The 19,805-nt window shown below is 68.3% G+C and carries 16 protein-coding genes; 8 read left to right on the forward strand and 8 right to left on the reverse strand.

The window, feature by feature from the left end:
- Positions 1-54: 54 nt before the first annotated feature.
- A complete protein-coding gene (locus AB0J74_RS18340) occupies positions 55-525 on the forward strand; it encodes an SRPBCC domain-containing protein (RefSeq protein WP_363449262.1) in 471 nt (156 codons plus the stop codon).
- 58 nt (positions 526-583) lie between these two features.
- Complete coding sequence (locus AB0J74_RS18345; protein ID WP_363449264.1) at positions 584-1,597, forward strand: LacI family DNA-binding transcriptional regulator; 1,014 nt, start codon at positions 584-586, stop codon at positions 1,595-1,597.
- 58 nt (positions 1,598-1,655) lie between these two features.
- Here AB0J74_RS18345 and AB0J74_RS18350 read toward each other — a convergent pair whose 3' ends face one another.
- A complete protein-coding gene (locus tag AB0J74_RS18350) occupies positions 1,656-3,494 on the reverse strand; it encodes an RICIN domain-containing protein (RefSeq protein WP_363449266.1) in 1,839 nt (612 codons plus the stop codon).
- A gap of 323 nt (positions 3,495-3,817) precedes the next feature.
- Here AB0J74_RS18350 and AB0J74_RS18355 point away from each other — a divergent pair, with 323 nt between their 5' ends.
- The 4 genes from AB0J74_RS18355 to AB0J74_RS18370 are packed head-to-tail and all read left to right on the forward strand — an operon-like array spanning position 3,818 to position 8,550.
- Complete coding sequence (locus tag AB0J74_RS18355; RefSeq protein ID WP_363449634.1) at positions 3,818-4,996, forward strand: extracellular solute-binding protein; 1,179 nt, start codon at positions 3,818-3,820, stop codon at positions 4,994-4,996.
- An 11-nt stretch (positions 4,997-5,007) separates the two neighbouring features.
- Entirely contained in the window at positions 5,008-5,991 is a 984-nt protein-coding gene (locus tag AB0J74_RS18360) for a sugar ABC transporter permease (protein ID WP_363449268.1), read from the forward strand.
- Positions 5,988-6,812: a carbohydrate ABC transporter permease gene (locus AB0J74_RS18365; protein WP_363449270.1), complete on the forward strand. Its 825-nt coding sequence runs from the start codon at positions 5,988-5,990 to the stop codon at positions 6,810-6,812. The genes AB0J74_RS18360 and AB0J74_RS18365 overlap by 4 nt, the downstream gene beginning before the upstream one ends.
- Before the next feature lie 34 nt (positions 6,813-6,846).
- Positions 6,847-8,550: a glycogen debranching protein gene (locus tag AB0J74_RS18370; protein WP_363449272.1), complete on the forward strand. Its 1,704-nt coding sequence runs from the start codon at positions 6,847-6,849 to the stop codon at positions 8,548-8,550.
- A gap of 55 nt (positions 8,551-8,605) precedes the next feature.
- Here the strand turns inward: AB0J74_RS18370 and AB0J74_RS18375 are convergent, their stop codons facing one another.
- The 7 genes from AB0J74_RS18375 to AB0J74_RS18405 all read right to left on the reverse strand — a co-directional run bounded on the left by AB0J74_RS18375 (position 8,606) and on the right by AB0J74_RS18405 (position 16,867).
- A complete protein-coding gene (locus AB0J74_RS18375; protein WP_363449274.1) occupies positions 8,606-9,940 on the reverse strand; it encodes an endo-1,4-beta-xylanase in 1,335 nt (444 codons plus the stop codon).
- 293 nt (positions 9,941-10,233) lie between these two features.
- Positions 10,234-11,991: an RICIN domain-containing protein gene (locus AB0J74_RS18380; protein ID WP_363449276.1), complete on the reverse strand. Its 1,758-nt coding sequence runs from the start codon at positions 11,989-11,991 to the stop codon at positions 10,234-10,236.
- A 62-nt stretch (positions 11,992-12,053) separates the two neighbouring features.
- Positions 12,054-12,617, reverse strand: a complete 564-nt coding sequence (locus AB0J74_RS18385) for a hypothetical protein (RefSeq protein WP_363449278.1) — start codon at positions 12,615-12,617, stop codon at positions 12,054-12,056.
- Positions 12,618-12,663: 46 nt separating this feature from the next.
- Positions 12,664-13,833 (reverse strand): mandelate racemase/muconate lactonizing enzyme family protein, encoded by a 1,170-nt coding sequence (locus AB0J74_RS18390; protein WP_363449280.1) that lies wholly within the window; start codon positions 13,831-13,833, stop codon positions 12,664-12,666.
- A gap of 1 nt (position 13,834) precedes the next feature.
- A complete protein-coding gene (locus AB0J74_RS18395; protein WP_363449282.1) occupies positions 13,835-14,662 on the reverse strand; it encodes a carbohydrate ABC transporter permease in 828 nt (275 codons plus the stop codon).
- On the reverse strand, positions 14,662-15,642 hold the full coding sequence (locus AB0J74_RS18400) for a sugar ABC transporter permease (RefSeq protein ID WP_363449284.1): 981 nt from the start codon (positions 15,640-15,642) through the stop codon (positions 14,662-14,664). Before AB0J74_RS18400 ends, AB0J74_RS18395 begins: the two co-directional genes overlap by 1 nt.
- Before the next feature lie 4 nt (positions 15,643-15,646).
- Entirely contained in the window at positions 15,647-16,867 is a 1,221-nt protein-coding gene (locus AB0J74_RS18405) for an extracellular solute-binding protein (RefSeq protein WP_363449286.1), read from the reverse strand.
- Positions 16,868-17,061: 194 nt separating this feature from the next.
- On the opposite strand from AB0J74_RS18405, the gene AB0J74_RS18410 reads away from it, so the two are divergent.
- Together AB0J74_RS18410 and AB0J74_RS18415 are read left to right on the forward strand one after the other, a co-directional pair.
- Positions 17,062-17,829 carry a FadR/GntR family transcriptional regulator gene (locus tag AB0J74_RS18410; RefSeq protein ID WP_363449288.1) on the forward strand — a complete coding sequence of 256 codons (768 nt, stop codon included), beginning with the start codon at positions 17,062-17,064 and terminating at the stop codon, positions 17,827-17,829.
- 310 nt (positions 17,830-18,139) lie between these two features.
- Complete coding sequence (locus AB0J74_RS18415; RefSeq protein WP_363449290.1) at positions 18,140-19,777, forward strand: ricin-type beta-trefoil lectin domain protein; 1,638 nt, start codon at positions 18,140-18,142, stop codon at positions 19,775-19,777.
- The last annotated feature ends 28 nt before the right edge of the window (positions 19,778-19,805 follow it).

The following is a 19,805-nucleotide window of genomic DNA, read 5'->3' on the forward strand; positions in this document are numbered from 1 at the left end:
CGTGAGGTAGACCGCTCGCGACCCACGAACACGCTCCCGAAAGGAACTCACGGCGTGACCGACAGCCCCACCTTCACACAGGAATACACGATCGTGCGCGACTACGACGCGCCGCCGGCGTTGCTATTCGCGGCATGGACCGAGCCCGAGCAGTTCGCCGAATGGTTCGGGCCGCGGGCCCTGAAGACGCCGGTCGAACTGGTCTCCATGGACGTCCGCCCGGGTGGCGCCTGGACGGCCAGCATCGTGACGCCCGACGGCGCCGCGCACCCGCTCGACGGCACCTACCGCGAGGTGCGGTCCCCGGAGCGGCTGGTCCTGACCACCGGCGATCCTGACAACACCGAGGGTGCGATCGCGTCCGTCGTGACCATCGACTTCGACGAGGCCGCGGGCGGCACGACGATGCGCTTCCACCAGGCGGGCGTCAACACCGACGAGGCGCATGCCGAGGGTGCCAAAGCCGGCTGGATCGAGTTCTTCGACCGCCTGGAAGAACATCTGAAGCGGGTTCAGTCCCGCTGATTCGTCCGGCCTCTCACCCGAGGTACGCTGCCTAGAATCGATTCGATCAGGGAGCCGGATGAACATCGGGGAGATCGCCCGGCGCGCGGGGGTATCGCGGAGCACGGTGTCCTACGTGCTGAGCGGCAAGAAGGCGGTTTCCGAGCCGACCCGCCAACGGATCCAGGCGGTCATCGACGAGCTCGACTATCGGCCCAACGCCACCGCGCGAGCGCTCCGGGAGGGCCGGACGCACACCCTGGGTCTGGTGATCCCGCCCGCCGCCCAGCGGCTGACCGACATGCAACTGGGCTTCGTCGCGAGCGTGGTCGAGGCCGCCGCGCGGGTTGACCTCGATGTGCTGTTGTCGCCCTCCGGCGGCGACCACGACCGGTCCTTCGAGCGGATCGTCACCAGCCGCCGGGTCGACGGGGTGATCCTGATGGAGATCCGGCTGGAGGACGATCGGGTGAGTCGGCTGCGGCAGACCGGGCTGCCGTTCGTCACGATCGGCCGCACGGCCGAGCCGGGCGGCATGTCCTGGGTCGACGTCGACTACGCCGGGCTGATCTCCAGGTGCGTCGGGCACCTAGCCGACCTGGGCCATCGGCAGATCGCGTTGGTCAACCGGTCCGCCGAGCTGGTCGCGTCGGGCTACGGTCCCGGGCACCGCGCACAGGCCGGGTTCGCCGCCGCGGTGTCCGAGCGTGGCCTGACCGGCGTCGAGGTCTGCTGCGGCGACGACGCGTCAGCCGGCGAGGCCTGCGTGGAAGAGCTCCTCGCGGCGCATCCGCAGGTCACCGCCATCGCCACCATCAACGAGGCGGCGCTGCCCGGCATCCAGCGCGCCTTGGACGCGGCGGGTCTGGCGGTTCCGCGCGACTTCTCGGTCGCCGGGGTGGCCGCTCGGCACTGGGCCGAAGACTTCCGGCCGGCATTGACCGCCGCAGACCTGCCGATGCTGGAGATGGGCGCCGACGCGGTGTCGTTGCTGATGGAATGCATCGCGACACCGCAGACGCCGCCACGGCACCGCTTGTACAGCCCGCCGATCTCCCTACGGTCCAGCACCGGGCCGGTTCGGGCGCGCTGACGGCAACGGGCCTGCCCGGTGGGGGTCGTACGACCTCCACCGGGCGGGACCCGATCGGCTAACGGCCCCAGAGGCGCCAGGTCTGGTTCAGCGGGCTGCCCTGGCCGATCGGGTTGCAGGTCCACTGGTGGACCGGGGCCCGTGCGGCGGTGGACACCGTGCTGACGTCGACGCACTTGCCGCTGTGTCGGGCGACGAGTTGATAGTCGTGGCTGTCGTTGCCCGAGTAGGTCACCTTGCGCAGGGTGAACTGCTGGTTGGTGGCACCGGCGAGGCACGGCCATTGGTGGACGGCGGCACCGTCGGCGGTCGACACTCCCGCGACGTCGAGGCACTTGCCGCTTTGCTGGTTGACGACGGTGTAGGTGTCGGCGAGGCCGGTGACCGGCCGGAAGTTCCACAGTTGCTGGTCGCCGCCCTCGCACCAGAACTGTTGCTGCACGTTGCCGTCCGCGGTGCGCAGGTCCGTGTTGTCCAGGCACTGCTGGGAGTGCTGGGCGACGGCGACGGATTGGAAGCTCGTATCCGACGGCGGCAGGAGCGTGACCGTGAAGGCGTCGTTGACGGTGTTGTGCGGCAGGTTGACGGTGGCGCCGTTGTTGGCGAGTGTCACCACGCTGTTCTGGATGGTGATCGGGCCCTGAACGGCGCTGCCAGCGTTGTCCGGGATGCGCTGCACGCGGACGCGGACCTGGTTGTTCTGCACGATGCCGCTGGTCGTGTCGAGGCGTTGCAGGTTGACGGCGATGTTGCCGGTCGTTCGCCCGCCCCCGACCAGGACCCTGGCCGACCCGGAGGTCTTCGTCGCGAAGGCGTCGTAGGAGGTGCTCGCAGTGACCGCGACGATCTGGCCGGCCTGCGAACCGTAGAACCGGTAGGCCCACCACTCGCCCTTCGGCACTGTCTGGCCCGCGCCGTTGCGCACCAGGAGGTTGCCCAGGAAGTCGTGCAGGTTGTTGCCGCCGGCCCAGTTGGCGCGTAGCCCATCGGCCCCGGCCCGCTCCAGCCGGGCGATGTACCAGGCGCCGTCGGCGGGGTTCTGCTCATCCGAAGCCCCGTACTCGTTGATCTGGTATGGCCGGGGGTGCGGGATGCCGCGCGGGTCCAGGGTGGCGTTGGCGGCGGCCACGTTGGCGACCGGGTCGCCGGGCAACGAGTGCCAGCTGACGATGTCCGGCACGACGTTGTTCGCCCGGACGTAGTCGAGGTACTGGTTCCAGAAGGCGTGCGTCGTGGACGGCACGCACGCGCAGCTCGGGCCGACGATCAGCTGGCCCGGAAACGCCGCGCGGATACGCTGGTAGCTGCGTCGCCAGAGCTCGAGATACTGCGACTGCGGGCGGTTCCAGAAGAGCGTGATGTTCGGCTCGTTCCAGATGTCCCACTGCACGGTGATGCCGGCGGCTCGGACGTCGTTGATGACGCGGGTCAGGAAGTTGTCGTAGTCGGTCCAGTCACCGTTGTCACCGGGGAACCGGGAGATCGGGTAGCCGTCGGCGCCCCAGAGATCGTGGGGGAGCAGGATGAACTGCCCGCCCAGCGCGATCGTCCGACGGGCCTGCGCCACGGTGGCGTTCCACCGGCGCTGATAGCCACCGTTGACCCAGCCGCCCGGTGAGCCGAGCTGCGCGCCGCCGGCGCGCATGTACCGGAACTTCACGTCCCGGTAGAAATGGTCAGCCGGTCCCGAGGCGTCCTCGGTCATGCCGTAGATCCAGCCCGACGCCCGGTAGCTCGCCGCGCCGGCGGCGCCGGCGAAGTTGACGCTGATCGACTCGTCGGCCGCCCGCGCGGGCGAGGGTGCGGCGCCGATCGCGGCACCGGTCACCAGCAGCCCGACGGCGATCCGGGCGACCATCCGTGCGCGGCCGCGCGTGGTCCTGAACAGGGGTATCACTGGCGACTCCTTCGGGGACGGGGAAGGTGCAAGCGAACCGATTCGCCGGGCAGCGTAGGGTCGTTCGCTCAAGGCTGTCAATGTTTGCCGTGCCCGTGGCGCGGACGCTGCCGTTTGCTGCCGCTAAGTGCCCGGAATGGATTCTTGACCGACGTCCCGCTGCGTCCTATCTTCATGCGAACCGATTCGCCGAATCGGTTCGCTCTCCACCCTGGTCGGACCCACTACTGGAAGATCGACTCAAGAGTGAGGCACCAGTGAAGACATCCACCCTTCGGCGGCGGACCGCCAGTGCCGCTGCGATCGCGATCGCCGTCGCCGCCATGTTGACCGCCTGTTCGTCCAACGAGGAGAAGCCCGGCGACAGCGGCGGCACGTACGCCATCTGGGACCCGTATCCCCAGTTCGCCGACGACTCCGACTGGGTCAAGCTGCTCAAGGAGTGCGGCACGGCCGCCGGCGTCACCGTCGAGCGCACCGGTTACGACACCACCGACCTGACCAACAAGGCCCTCCTGGCGGCGCAACAGGACAACTCTCCCGACGTCCTGATCGTCGACAACCCGGTGATCTCCACCCTCGCCGAGGCCGGCGTTCTGACCACGACCGAGGACACCAAGCTGGATACCTCGTCGATGGAGGCCAACCTGCTCGGTGCCGGCCAGGCCGGCGGAAAGACCTTCGGAGTCCCGATCGGCGCCAACACCCTGGCGCTCTACTACAACAAGGACCTACTCGCCAAAGCGGGCGTCGACGTCGCCACGGTCAAGGACTGGCCTTCGCTGACCGCCGCCCTGGCCAAGGTCAAGGCAGGCGGCAAGAAGGGCATCACGTTCTCCGCGATCGGCACCGAGGAAGGCAGCTTCCAGTTCCTGCCGTGGTTCTGGGGCTCGGGAGCGCAACTGACCGCGCTGGACTCGCCCCAGGCGGTGGCTGCGCTGACGCTGTGGAACGACTGGCTCAAACAGGGCTACGCGCCCAACTCGGTCATCAACAACACCCAGACGACGAGTTGGCAGGAGTTCGCCAGCGGCGACTACGCCTTCAGCGAGAACGGCACCTGGCAACTGGCCAACGCGGAGAAGCTCGGCTTCGAATACGGCATCATCCCGATCCCGGGTGTCTCGGGCGGCACAGCGCCGGCGCCCACCGGCGGCGAGTTCGTCTCGATCCCCGTCCAGAGCGACACCGGCCGGTATGCCACCTCGGAGAAACTGGTCGCGTGCCTGACCAGTGGCGACAAGCTGCTCGCCACCGACACGACGCTGTCCTACATCGCACCGGTCGCCGCGGTGCAGGCCAAGCAGGTCGAGGCCAACCCCGCGCTGAAGGTGTGGGTCGACGCGGTCAAGGCGGCCAAGGGCCGCACCGGCGACAACCTCGGCACCAAGTATCCGAAGATCTCTGAGCCGCTGTGGACCGCGGTACAGGCGGCCCTCAGCGGATCGAAGACGCCGCAGGCGGCGTTGGCCGCCGCGCAGACCGCGGCGGGCGCGAAGTAGCGCGACGCCCGATGGACAACGCAACCACGTCCTTGCGACAGGTGGCGCGTGACGCCGGTGGCGAGGCGACCAACCTCCCACCGGCATCGCGGACGTCGGCCAGGCGCCGTACTCGCCGCGGCACGCGGTGGGCCGGTTGGGCCTTCCTGGCCCCGGTCGCCGTCTACCTCCTGGCGTTCTACGCCTACCCGCTCTACCGCAACATCGAGTTGAGCCTGCGCGAATACACGGTCCGCTCCTTCGTGCAGGGCGGCGCGCCGTTCGCCGGACTGGGCAACTACGAGAAGATCCTGACCCATCCGACCTTCGGGCCGGCGCTTCTGCACACCGTCGTCTTCACCGCCGCGTCGCTGGCGTTCCAGTTCACCATCGGCATGGCCCTGGCGCTGTTCTTCCACCAGAATTTCACCCTGTCGCGAACCCTGCGGGCGTTGTTCCTCATACCCTGGCTGCTGCCGCTGATCGTCTCCGCGTCGACCTGGTCGTGGATGCTCAACAGCGACGCCGGCATCGTCAACGCCGCGCTCGGCGCCTTCGGCGTCGACCCGGTCAACTGGCTCACCTCGCCGCGGTGGTCGCTGGCCTCGGTGGTCATCGCCAACATCTGGATCGGCATCCCGTTCAACCTGGTCGTCCTCTACAGCGGCCTGCAGTCGATCCCCGTCGAGATCTACGAGGCGGCCGCCCTGGACGGCGCCACGGGATGGCAGCGGTTCCGGCGGGTCACCCTTCCCCTGCTGCGACCCGTCTCCGCCATCACCTTGCTGCTCGGCCTGATCTACACCCTGAAGGTCTTCGACATCATCTGGATCATGACGAAGGGTGGTCCGACCGACTCCTCGACCACGCTGGCGACCTGGTCCTATCGGCTGGGGTTCGGCAACCTGCTGCCGGCGTTCGGCCCCGGAGCGGCCGTCGGCAACCTCCTGATCGTCATGGCGCTGGTCGCCGGCCTGATCTACATTCGCGTCCAGCGGAGGCAGCAGCTGTCATGACCGCCCTATCGCGTCACCGCCGGTGGAAGACCGCCGCGGGCGTGGCCCTGACCGCGCTGATGCTCTTCCCCGTCTATTGGATGATCAACGTCTCGTTCACCCGTGACCGGGACATGCGGGCCGACCCGCCGCGGCTCTTTCCGGTCGGCGGCACCCTCGACGGCTATCGCGCCGTGCTGCACGACCAACTGCCCTATCTGGGGGTCAGCCTGCTGGTCGGTCTGGGCACCGTCGCCCTCACCCTGACGCTGGCCGCGCCTGCCGGCTACGCGCTGGCCAAGCTGCGGCCCCCCGGCGGCGGCGCGCTCAGTTTCGTGTTGCTGATCGCGCAGATGATCCCCGGAATCATCATGGCGATGGGCTTCTACGCCATCTACTTGAACCTGGGCGTGCTCAACTCCCTGCCCGGCCTCATCCTGGCCGACTCCACCTTGGCCGTCCCGTTCGGTGTGCTCATCTTCACGGCCTTCATGTCGGGGATCCCATCCGAGCTCACCCAAGCGGCCGTCATCGACGGTGCGGGCGCGTTGCGCACGTTCTGGTCCGTCGTGCTGCCGGTCAGCCGCAACGCACTGGTCACCGTGTCCCTGTTCGCGTTCCTCTGGTCATGGTCGGACTTCGTGTTCGCGTCCACTCTGGATGGAGGCGGTGGCAACCAGCCGATCACTCTCGGGATCTACCACTACATCGGCAACAACAACCAGCAGTGGAACGCCATCATGGCCACCGCGGTGGTCGCGTCGATCCCCGCCACGATCCTGCTCATCCTGGCCCAGCGTTACGTCGCCGCCGGGGTGACAGCGGGCGCCGTCAAAGACTGAACCAACCGAGCACCACGAAAGGCAGCTGCCACCCATGACCGTCGCCCCATCCGGTCCGGCGTTCTCCATACAGGACATCCCGTTCAGCTATCGGGGATCCTGGCTCAACATCTCCCCGGTGCTGGCCCAGAACACCTACGACGACGACCTGCACCTGGTCTCCCATCAGACCGGCCTGCATCCGATCCTCCGGTTCACGCCGACCGCCGCCGCGACCATCCACGCCACCGCCACGCTGCTGACGTGGAGCGCCGGCGGTGGGCGGGTCGAGCTGGTATACGACGGTCCCGACGCCGTCCGGTTGCGTGGCGTGCGGCTCGGCATGCGGATCTCGGCCACCAGCCGGTCCCTCACCCCGTTCAGCGGCAGCTACCTCTACCGCGATCCCGTCGACGGCTCGCACGTGTTGACCTCCTACGAAACCGGACGCCGCTACCGGCTCACCGTGCTCTCCGGCGACGTCGCGGTGGCAGGCGACCAAGCGCTCGCCGCCGCGGATCGGTCGCTGGCCCTCCCGGACGACCGGCCATGGGAAATCGTCATCGAGGAGTACGCCACCGCCCGGCCCCCCTACGCCGGCCGTGCCACCTTCGAGCAACTGTGCGGGGCCAACGCCGCCGAGTTCGACGCCTTCGTCGACACCGTCGCACCCTGGCGCAGCGCGCGGACGCCGGCGGCCGAGCTGGCCGCCTACGTGCTCTGGTCGGCCATCGTCGACCCAGCGGGCTTCGTCGCCCGGCCGGCCGTGCTGATGTCGAAACACTGGATGAACAAGGTCTGGAGCTGGGACCACTGTTTCAACGCCATCGCCTTGGCGCCCGGCCAACCGGAGTTGGCCTGGCACCAGTTCCAGCTGCCGTTCGACCACCAGGACGAGGCCGGGGCATTGCCCGACTCGGTCACCCACTCCGAGGTGCTCTACAACTATGTCAAGCCGCCGATCCACGGTTGGGCGCTGCAACACCTGCGCCGGCGGCTGGCCCGACCGGTCGAGCCGGCGCAGCTCGTCGAGACCTATCGGCGGCTCGTGCGCTGGACCGAGTTCTGGTTGGACAGCCGCCGGGTGCCCGGCCACGACCTCGCGCACTACCAGCATGGCAACGACAGCGGCTGGGACAACGCCACCACCTTCGACGACGACCGGGTCATCGAGACCGCGGACCTCGCCGCGTTCCTGGTCATGCAGCTGCGTAGCCTGGCCGACCTCGCGGTCGAGATCGGCGAGTCACCGCGGCGATGGACGGCGACCGCCGACCGTATCTTCGCCGCGATGCTCGAACAGCTGTGGAACGGCGAGCGGTTCGAGGCCCGCAGCGCCCTGACCGGCCGGCGGCGGGCGAGCACGAGCCTGCTGGACCTGATGCCCGTCGTGCTCGGCGGTGATCTGCCCGCCGACGTCGAAAATGCGCTGACCCGCGGGATCGAGACGCACCTGACCCCACACGGCCTGGCGACGGAGCCGCTCGGCTCCGCTCACTACGCCGCTGACGGCTACTGGCGCGGCCCGATCTGGGCGCCGTCCACCGTGTTGATCGAGGATGGACTGCGACGGGCGGGCAACGTCGCGCTCGCTGACGAGATCAGTCGCCGGTTCCGTGCCCTGTGCGAGAAGTCCGGGTTCGCGGAGAACTTCGACGCCGAGACCGGGGTCGGCCTGCGCGACCGTGCCTACACCTGGACGGCGAGCGCGTATCTGATCCTCGCCGGCGCACACGAACAGCGGGTGGCGCGGGGCTGAGCGCGAGCGGTCGGCTGGTGGACGGGTCCCGTCCACCAGCCTGGTCGCCCGCCGGTCAGGCCGGGCTGCAGCCGGCCACGATGCCGGTCCCGGTGCCGGTGGCCTGGAAACCGAACTCGGTCCATTGCCCCGCGGCGACCGCGCCGTTGTAGTCCACATTGGTCCAGCTGACGGTGCCGGAGGTGCCGCTGCGGTTGGCGTTCCACGAGCCCGTCACGGACGCGCCGGAGGGCAACGCCGTCGTGACGCGCCAGCCGTTGAGCGCCGCGGACCCGGCGGTTATCCGGACCGTGGCGACGAAACCTCCGTTCCACTGATTCAGCGAAACGTCCGCGGTGCACCCGCCGCCGGAGGGCGGCGGCGTCGTCGACGGCGGAGGCGTGCCGGTGCCGGGCCCGGCGTTCAGCGCGCCCAGCACCGCGTCGTACGCCGCCTTCTTGTTGCCGTTGCCGTCGAACAGCAGCGGGTTCTGGCCGGTGCGCCACGAGTCGCTGTCGCGGATGCCCCAGACGGTGATGCCGTTGCAGCGGGATACGGCCATGCAGGCGCGGGTGACGGCGGCGTAGGCGTTGGCCTGGTTGGATCCGGAGATGTCCAGCTCGGTGATCTGCACGTCGACGCCGAGGTCGGCGAAGCGTTGCAGGTTGGCCTGGTAGTCGCTGGGCGCCGAGTTGGTCAGGTGGGACTGGAACCCGACGCAGTCGATGGGCACGCCGCGGGCCTTGAAGTCGCGGACCATGTTGTAGATGCCGGTTGACTTCGCGTTGATGCCGTCGGTGTTGTAGTCGTTGTAGCAGAGCTTGGCGTTCGGGTCGGCGGCGCGGGCGAGCCGGAACGCGACCTCGATCCAGTCGTTGCCGGTGCGTTGCAGGTTGGAGTCGCGTCGGCCGCCGCTGCCGCCGTCGGCGAACGCCTCGTTGACCACGTCCCAGGTGTGGATCTTGCCCCGGTAGTAGGTGGCGACCTGGGTGACGTGGTTGTTCATCGCGTTGCGCAGGGCGGTGCCGGAGAGGTTCTGCGCCCAACCCGGTTGCTGGGCGTGCCAGAGCAGGGTGTGGCCGCGCACGAGCATGCCGTGGGACCGGGCGTGGTTGACGATCCGGTCGGCGTTGCCGTAGCTGAAGCGGCCCTGCTGCGGTTCGGTCGCGTCCCACTTCATCTCGTTCTCGGGCGTGACGCTGTTGAACTCGCGGTTGAGGATCGTCACGTAGGTGTTGTCGTTGAGCTTGCCGGCGCTGATGGCGGCGCCGAAGTAGCGGCCTTTCTCCGCCGCTGAGGCGCCGAGGGTGGTGCCCGCGCTGGCCGCGGAGCCGCCACCGATGACCAGGCCTGCGGCAAGGGTTGCCGTGGCGAGCAGCGCGAGCAGGGAACCGGTTCGTTTCCGGGACATGCCATTCTCCGTTTTCCGTCGAGAGGCGGTGACGAATGGCTCCGCGCGAGGGGGTGAGTCGGCGCGCCGGGTCCGAAGGCCTGATATCGGGGTGACGACATCGGCCTCGTGCCCTGCCCGGCGCTGCCTACGGCCGATGGTGTCATGACGGTTTCGACGCGGGCAATCCCCGCGCACGCCGACCATCGACCGGCCGGCGTCATAACAGAAAGCGCTGTTTTTCCTTGACCCCACGGACCTGAACGGACGGCCCGGGCGGCCTGACGGACCGCCCGAGCCGGTTCCCGTGTCGGTCAGCTGCGCGTGCTCCACTGCTGGTTGGTGCCGCCGTGACACGACCAGAGGTGGATCTTCGTGCCGTTGGCGGTGCCGTTGCCGCTGGCATCTAGGCAGAGCCCGGAAAGTGCGCTGGTGACGGTGCCGTTGGTGGTGAGGTTCCACTGCTGGTTGGTCTGGCCGTTGCAGTCCCAGATGATCGCCGCCGTGCCGTTGACGGTTCCCTGGTTGGCGGCGTCCAGGCACTTGTTGCCATACACGGTCAGCTGCTTGGCCGCGGTGTAGGTCCACCGCTGGTTGGCCCCGCCGTTGCAGTCCCACAGCTGAGCCTGCGTGCCGTTGGCGGTGGCCGCGCCCGGCAGGTCGACACAGCGTCCGGACGCACCGCCCACGAGCATGACGTTCTGGGTGTTGCCCGAGCCTTGTGGCCCGGCGGCGGCCATCACGGCCTGGGCGCCCGACGGCCAGTTGCCGTTGGTGACGGTGACGTTGCCGGAGACCACATTGCCGCGGTCGCCGTTGGTGACGTTGGTGCTGGCGTTGGTGGACCAGTTGTTGGTCAGGGTGAAGTTGCCCATGTTCTCCGCGAAGAAGTAGTTCGCGGTGGCCCAGGTCCCCGTCGCGGAAAGCACGTTGGTCCGCGCGGTGTAGTAGCGCGATCCCTCGTCGAAGTAGATCCCGAAGTAGCCGTTCGTCCGCAAACAGTAGTTGTCACTGATCAATGCGCCGGGGTTGGCTGACAGCGTGTAGATGCAACCGCCGTCGTTCATCTGCTGCATGACGTCGTGCACGTAGTTGCCGACGACCCGGTTGTTGGCGGCTGTCGTCGCGGTCGGGTAGCGGGGTTGGTAGTTGTAGAGGCCCCGGTCGGCGTAGTGGTTGCTGCCGCCCGCGTCGTTGGAGCCCCAGCCGTAGCCGACGGACATGCCGGTGTACGGCATGTTGAAGACCTCGTTGTGCGAGACGGTGGCGGCGTTGACGTAGGTCGCGAGGACCGAGACGATGCCCCGATAGTCGATTCCCAGGTCGTGCAGCCGGTTGTTGCTGATGGTGATGTCCCGGTTGGTCATCCGCTGGTCGCTGGGATGGTGCGCGTCGGCGCGTACGCCGCCCACGACGATGCCGCCCGCGGCGTTGCGAGCGATCTCCGAGCGGGTGACGGTGATGTTGCTGGTGCCAAGGCCGACCCCGCTGGTGTGGGCGTTGGGGTCGTTGCCGATGCCGATCGCGGTCTGCCCGAGGTTGACGAACTGCGAGTCGCTGAAGGTGATGTTGTTGGCCGCCGAGACCTGCACCGCGGCCGGCATCTGCTGCCAGTTGGGGCGGGTGGCCTCGAACTGCGGGCAACCGTTGTGGCACGAGCTGAAGCTTGGCCAGCTCCAGTTTCCGGTGATGTAGGCGCCGGTCTGCTGGTCGGCGTAGCCCTGGCTACTGCTGGCACCGAGCCAGCTGGTGCCGGTGAACGCGATCCCGCCGAAGGCGATGTGGTGCGCGGGCGCGTCGTAGCTGCCGCCGACGCTGACCAGGGACTGCAGGACCGGCAGCTCGACGGCGACATTGTTCATGCTCTGGCCGGAGAGCGGGATGTACGACAACGCGCCGGTTCCCGGGTCGAGATACCACTCTCCCGGCGCGTCCAGGAACTCGTACGCGTTGGCGAGATAGAGCGGGCCGGCGCGGTGCGGGCTGGTGAAGGTGTCGTACCCGAAGTTGTTGTTGCTCCAGCCCGGCTGCTGCATCGTGATGAGGTTGCCGCTGATGCTCGACACCGACACGTAGCGGTCTGTGAAGGAGTTGACGCTCTCCAGCTGGACCCGGGTCTTGTTGGCCAGGTTGTTCAGGTAGCCGAGCCCGCTGTTGGTGAAGCTGAGCCCCGTGCTCGATGCCGTGAAATCGGCTCGGTTGACCTGCTGCGGGCCCGGGTGGCCAGGGCGCCGTTGACGTAGAGCTGCCGGCTGTCGAGCCCGGCGCCGACGTTGGCCCGCCAGATGTTCTTCCCGGCGTCGGCGAGCGTCCAGCCGGTGACCGCTCGCGCGCCGCTGATCACCGGTTGCGCGGACGGTGCGGCCTGCCACCGCACGGTGTATCCGTTGGCACCTGAATCGGCCGCCGTGAAGCGCAGCGGTGCGCTCAGCCGGTAGACGCCGCCGGCCAGTTGCACCACGATGTCGCCGGTCATCGACGCGACCAGGGAGCGCACCCTCGTCTGCGCGGCGGACAGCGAGCACGGTTGCGAGGCGGAGCAGGTCGTGTCGCCGCCCGACGGCGCGACGTACAGCGTCGTGGTCGCGGCCAGGGCGGGAGCGGCCGGGGCGAGCAGGACGGCCGCGGCGACCGTCAGGCCGGTGGCCGCCACGGCCGACGCCAGCCGTCGAACGGGGGTGGGTGAGGATCCGAACATGGGACCTCCTGTGACATGGGGGGACGGGTGGAGCGAACGACGGCCTTCATCGGCCCACCTCGTCGTCGGACCGTGCGGGTGCCAGCAGCCGCTGCCCGGCACGCTCCGGGCGAACGTTCGGCCCGTCGCCGTCGATGACGGCCGGGTGCGGGGCCGACCTGGCGATGGCCGCCTCGTCGATCACGATGCCGAGGCCGGGTGAGTCGCCGAGGACGAACGCGCCGTCTTCGACGGACAGGTCGAGGGACACTCCCACCGGCGGGTGCAGATCCTGCAGTTCGCTGGCGATGTGGTTCGGCACGGATGTCGCCGCGTGCAGCAGGCCTAGGGGAGTGGTGCCGATCGGGCTGACCGGAAGGTCGTGGGCGTGCGCCAGCGCGGAGACCCGCAGGAAGTGCGTGACACCCCAGACGGCGGCGGTCTGGACGATGTCGACCGCTCCGGCAGCGACCAACGGGCGGAACTGTTCCAGGCCGGTGAGGTTCTCGCCGGTGGCGACCGAGGCGTCGACGCCGCGGCTGACGGCGGCGAGGCCGCTGGCGTCCCAGCGCCGCACCGGTTCCTCCACCCAGGTGAGGTCGATGGTGCGTTCGATCTCGCGGATGTGCCGCACGGCCTGTTTGCGGGTCCAGCACTCGTTGGCGTCGAGCATGAGGCTGGGGCGCAGCCCGTGTGCGGCGTCGGTGAGGACCTCGCGCACCAGCACGAGGCGCCGCAGGTCCCGCTCGACGTCGAGGCCGCCCTTGAGCTTGGCGGCCCGCAATCCGCGCTTGGCATAGGTGGCGTACAGCGAGACGAGTTCTTCGTCGGTCAGGCCGATGTCCAGACCGGAGGCGTACGCCGGGACGGTGCGGTCCCGGCCGCCGAGCATGCGCCAGAGCGGTTCGCCGGCCGCGCGGGCCTTGATGTCCCACAGCGCGGTGTCGAGGGCGCCGATGGTGCCGAAGACGGGTCCGGCATGACCGGCCTTGAAGGTCTGCCGGAGCATCCGGTCGTAGAGTGCCGTGACGCCGCGTGGGTCCTCACCCTCGATCGCCGCGAAGATGGACTCGATGTGGGAGTGGGGACCCAGCCCGACGCCGGTGATCCCTTCGTCGGTGTCGACCATGATGACCGGCACTGGGACGACGCCGTCGGCGTAGATGCCGTTGGCGTCACCGACGGGTCGATCCCACTCGTGGACCGTCGTCAGCGTGCGATACCCGGTGATGCGCATATCAGCCTTTCGTGGCGCCGGCGGTGACACCGTCGGCGATCTGGCGCTGGAGGAACAGGTAGAGCAGTAGGACGGGCGCCGCCGCGATCAGCACCCCGGCCGCGAAGGTGGGGATGTTGGCCGAGTACTGGCCGCGCAGGGCGGTGACACCGACCATCAGGGTGCGATGCTCGGCCGACGGCATCAGCAGCAGGGCGATGAGCACGTCGTTCCAGCAGAACAGGGCATTGAGGATGCCCACCGACAGCAGGGCGGGAGCGCCGATCGGGAGCATGATCCGCCGGTAGACGCCGTACAGGCTGTTGCCGTCGATCCGGGCCGCGTCGATGATCTCGGGTGCGACCGTCCGGTAGTAGCTGGTCATCAGGAAGACCGTGAACGGGAGGAACTGGGCGACGTAGGCCAGGACGAGCCCCGGGTAGGTGTCGATGAGACCGGTGTCCGCCATCACCCGGGCCAGCGGGACCATGATCACCTGAAAGGGGATGAACAGTGCCGCGAGGCAGGCCAGGAACAGCGCCGACGAGCCGCGGAACCTGATCTGGCTCAGCGCGAAGCCGGCCATGGAGCCCAGCAGCAGGAGCAGGACGACCGCCGCGGTGACCACCACGACGGAGTTCAGGAAGTACCGGCCCATGCCGACGCTGGTCCAGGCACTGGTGATGTTGTCAAGGCGCGGGGCTCCGGCGACCGAGAACCGGTCCAGCACGTACTCCCGCCGCGTCTTCATCGCCACGTTGGCGGTGAACAGCAACGGATAGATCGTCGCGACGGCGAGTAGGGCCATCGGCAGGGCGGCCAGCCATCGACCTCCGCGGTTGCCCGACATCAGGACTCCTTCACAGCGCGGCGGAGCAGGCTGAGTTGCAGCAGGCCGACGACCAACATGATCACGAAGAGCACCGTGGAGGCCGCCGACGCCAGGGCCGGCCGGTTCATCTGTCCCTGCTGGATCCAGATGTAGTACTCGGGGAGGTAGGTCGACCCCTCCGGTCCGCCGCTGGTCATGACGTAGAGCAGTCCGAACATCGACGTCAACATCCCGATCATCGTGGTGACGAAGACGAACTGGATGGTCCGCGACAGGCCCGGGATGATCACGTGCCAGATGGTCTGCGGCAGCGAGGCGCCGTCGACCCGGGCCGCGTCCAGCAGCGCACCGTCCAACGTGGCGAATCCGGCTAGGAACACCACCAACGCCATTCCGAAGGTCGCCCAGACATGCACACCGACAACGGCGAACATCGCCACGTCCGGGTCGCCGAGCCAGTCCACCGGCCCGAGCCCGACCGATCCCAGGACGGCGTTGACGGGTCCGTCGAAGGCGAGCAGGAGATTGAAGATCGCGCCGACGATGACCGGCGACAGCACGGCCGGGAAGAAATACACACTGCGGAAGAACCGGTGGCCGGGCACCCGCAGGTGGATGAACGTCGCGAGCAGCCCGGGGATCGCCACGGCGATCGGGAGCAGCAGCACCAGTAGCCCGACGTTGCGCAGAGCGGTCTGGAACAGCGGGTCATGGAAGAGGTCGGCGTAGTTGTCGAGCCCGACCGACGTCCCGTCACGCGCGCCGTCGCCCGTGAAGGAGAAGTTGACGCCGAGCGACAGCGGCCAGAGCCGAAGGAGGACGATGATCAAGATCGCCGGTGCGACCAGGACGTACGGGGCCAACCGCTCGCCCCGCGACCCCGCGCGGGTCCGTCGTGACCGGCCGGCGGCACCGCGCGGTTGGCGCTGCGCCGGCGGGCCGTCGGCCCGCCGGGCCGGAGCCTGGCGGACCGACGGTTGCGAGATGCCGTTCGACATGAACTCAGGCCGGCTTGTCGGATGCGGCCAACTGCTCGAGGGCCTTGTCGACGGTGACGGAACCACTGAGCAACTGCTGCGAGAGCCGTCCCATCAGGTCGATGGTCTGCGACGAGAGTGCGACGTGCAGGGCCGGCTTGCCGGTCTTGAGGTCGGAGACGATCGTGGCCACCGCCGCACCGGCCTTGGACACGTCGATCGTGGTGTCCGAGGCGATCGCGCCGGCATCGGCGTAGAACGCGGCCAGGGCGTCGGTCGAGGTCAGCGAGCGTACGAGGTCGGCGGCGAGCTTCGGGTCCTTCGTCCACTTGGCGACCCCGTAGCCGATGCCACCGTCGTAGGGAAGGCTGGGCGTGGCGCCGGTGGTGACGACGGGTGCGATCATGACGCCGACGTTCTCCGGCTTCAGGAACTCGTTGAAGTCCTTCCAGTGGCCGATGTCGGACATGAGGCCGATCATGTGAGCGGCCTTGCTGGCCTCGAACGTTCCGAATGCGTCGTTGAACATCGCGGTCGAGTTCGCCCCGTCGGTGTTCAGGCCGGCGTCGTTGACCTCTTTCCACAGCTGGAAGAGTCGTTTGACGTTGGGTGACTTCCAGTCGCGCTTGCCGGCGATCCAGTCGTCGTACTCCTGGGGTGTCAAGATCCCGGAGCCGAGCCCGGACATGAAGAACTGGATGCCGATGCCCTCCTTGTTGCCCTGCGCGAAGCATTTCGCGCCGACCTTGGCGATGGCGGCGCAGTTGGCGAGGAAGTCGGTCCAGGTCTTGGGCGGGTTGTCGGGGTCGAGCCCGGCCTTCTTGTAGAGCGCCTTGTTGTAGTAGATCGGGTGTCCCTGCAGGGTCACCGGCGCCGCGTAGGTCTTGCCGCCCTTGGTGAAGGCGTCCCAGCCGGCCAGCCGCTGCTTGTCCGCGGTGACGAAGTCGTCGATGGCCACGAGCGAGTCGACGCGGTCGCGGATCTGCCCGCCGCCGTTGAAGAGCATGACGTCGGGACCCTTGCCGGACTGGATCGCCGCGCCCAGCAGTGTGTAGTACTGGTCGAACGGCTGCGCCACGAACTCGACGGTGGTGTCGGGGTGTTTCTTCGCGAAGTCGGCCTTCGCCTTCTGCACGTAGGTCGCGGCGGTGGCGTCGCCCGACTTCCAGTCCCAGACCACGAGCTTGGTGCTGGCCGAGCCCTTGTCTTCCGATTTCGGTCCGGAGGCGCTCCCGCATCCGGACATCGCCAGCACGCCTATCAGGACCGCAGACCAAAGTGCTCGCTGCTTCATCGCTGCTCACTCTCCAACGGGTGCGGGGGAGGGTTCATCGCCTCAAAGTGCCGAGAACGTAACTCGTATGACGTTAGACGTCAACACAGTGCCGTATACTCTCCGGGATCGGGCCACGAGCCCGCTACGGGCGGCCGGAGGGAAAGATGACGGCATCAGGGCACCTGAGCGCGGCGGCTGTGGCCCCTCCGGCCTGGGCGCGACGGTCCACCAACCTCGCGAAGGCGATCACCGCGGAGCTGGTGCAACGGATCGTCCGTGGAGTTCATCAACCGGGCACGCCGCTGCCGCCCGAGCCCGCGCTCTGCGAGACGTTCGCGGTGAGCCGGACAGTCGTCCGCGAAGCGGTGAAGATCCTTCAGGAGAAGGGGCTGGTGCAGGTCCGTCAGGGCACCGGCACCATCGTCACCGCCCCCTCGGAGTGGGACATGCTGGACGAGCTCGTGCTCGGCGCCACGATCGCCGAGGACGAGAGCCTGGCGATCCTCGACGACGTGGTGGCCACCCGCCGCGTTCTGGAGGCCGACATGGCCAACGTCACCGCTCGCCAGGTGGACGAGGAGACGCTGGATCTACTTCGCGCCCAGGTCGACCGCATGGACGAGCTCGTGGGCGACCATGTGACCTACGAGGAACACGACCGCGCGTTCCACGACACGATCATGCGAGCGTCCGCCAATCGCGTGGCCCGTGCCGTCGTGCGCTCCCTGCAGAGCCAGGTCATCCGGACCGCTGCCTACCTCGGGCGCACCGAACGTGCCCTGTGCATCGCATCCAACGCGGGCCACCGGCGGATCTACGAACGCATCGCGGCGCATGACCCGGCGGGTGCGGCAGACGCGATGTTCACCCACATCACGGACGCCTGGCTGGTGCGACGCAGTGGGCCGGAGCCATCGCGTCTGCAGCGGTAGCACGCTTTCCCGGCCCGTTGAGAACGCTCACATCCCGCGACCTTGATGCTGCCACATCTGTTCTCATGAACGCAATCCATTGTGGCTTCGAGGCGTCCGTGTAACGGCCTTCCGGTGCGCCGACCTTCGAGCCAGCCACCGCATAACAGAAAGCTTGTGCCGACTTTTACCGGTGATGGACGGCCGTCGAGAAACTTGCCGGACTCCTCTTGAAACCTTTGAAACCCTGTGGCAATAATCGTCGCACCTCAATGTGAGCGTTCACATCTATGGCCGGCGAAGATCATTGGCCAGCGAAGGAGTCACTCGGATGAGGCACGCATCGTGGTTGACCCGCGTGGCCGTGGTCGCGGCAAGCGCGTTGGTGGTGGTCGCCGGCGTCCTGTCCGGCGCGCCCGGCGCGCGGGCGCTCCAGAACGGTGTCGCCCGCGTCCCGCCGATGGGCTGGAACAGCTGGAACACGTTCGGTTGCAACATCAACGAGACGCTGATCCGGCAGATGGCCGACGCGCTGGTCAGCAGCGGCATGCGCGACCTCGGATACCAGTACGTGGTGGTCGACGACTGCTGGTTCAACCCGAACCGCGACTCGGCCGGGAACCTCCAGGGCGATCCGACCCGGTTCCCGAGTGGGATGCGCGCGCTCGGCGACTACCTGCACGCCAGGAACCTGAAGTTCGGGCTCTACCAGGTGCCGGTCGACCGCACCTGCGCACAGTACTTCGGCGGCTACCCCGGTGCGACCGGCAGCCAGGGGCACGAGGCGCAGGACGCGCGCCAGTTCGCGGCCTGGGGGGTCGACTACCTGAAATACGACTGGTGCTCGCCCAACGGGACCATCAACGACCAGGTGGCGACGTTCGCCCGGATGCGCGACGCGCTCGCCGCGACCGGACGGCCGATCGTCTACAGCATCAACCCCAACAGCATCCACGCCAAGACGGGTCCGTTGCGCGACTGGAGCGATGTCGCGAACCTGTGGCGCACCACCGAGGACATCACCAACGCGTGGGACACCGGGCAGACCAACGGCTACCCGATGGGCATCCAGAACATCGTCAACGTCACCGTTCCCCTGGCGGGATACGTTCGACCCGGCGGTTTCAACGATCCCGACATGCTCGAGGTCGGCCGCGGAGGCATGTCGGACACCGAGATGCGCAGTCATTTCGCCTTGTGGGCCATGCTGGCGGCGCCGCTGATCGCGGGCAACGACGTGCGCTCGATGAACTCGGCCACGCAGGCCATCCTCAAGAACCAGAACCTGATCGCCATCAACCAGGATTCACTGGCGCTCCAGGCCACCCAGGTCTCCGGCGACAGCACCCGCCGCGTGTTGGCCAAACGGCTCGCCAACGGCGACGTGGCCGTGGCGCTGTTCAACCAGAGCGGTTCGACCAGCACCATCTCCACCACCGCGGCGGCCATCGGCAAGACCGGCTCGTCGTTCACCCTGCGGGATGCCTGGACCAACGCGACCAGCAGCACCGCCGGAACGATCAGCGCCACGGTGCCGGCACACGGCACTGTGGTCTACCGGGTCGCCGGCGGCGGCAGCACCCCACCGCCGACCGCCGGCACGCTGGTCAGCGCGGCCTCCGGAAAGTGTCTCGACCTACCGCAGAGCAACGCGACCAACGGCACCCAGCCGGTCATCTGGGACTGCAACGGCGGCTCCAACCAACGCTGGACGGTCAGCGGCCAGACCCTCCAGGCGCTCGGCAAGTGCCTCGACGCCCCACTGGGCGCCACCGCCGGCGCGAAGGCGCAGATCTGGGACTGCAACGGCGGGGCGAACCAGCGCTGGTCCTTCGGCTCCGACGGAACCGTCCGCGGCGAAGCATCGGGGTTGTGCCTCGATGTCGACCGCAACCTCACCGCCAACGGCACCGCCGTTCTGCTCTGGACCTGCGCGGCGACGCCGAACCAACGTTGGACGCGAGGTTAGCTCCCATGACGAACTGCCGACCTGCACC

Source organism: Asanoa sp. NPDC049573 (assembly GCF_040676615.1).
GTDB lineage: Bacteria > Actinomycetota > Actinomycetes > Mycobacteriales > Micromonosporaceae > Asanoa.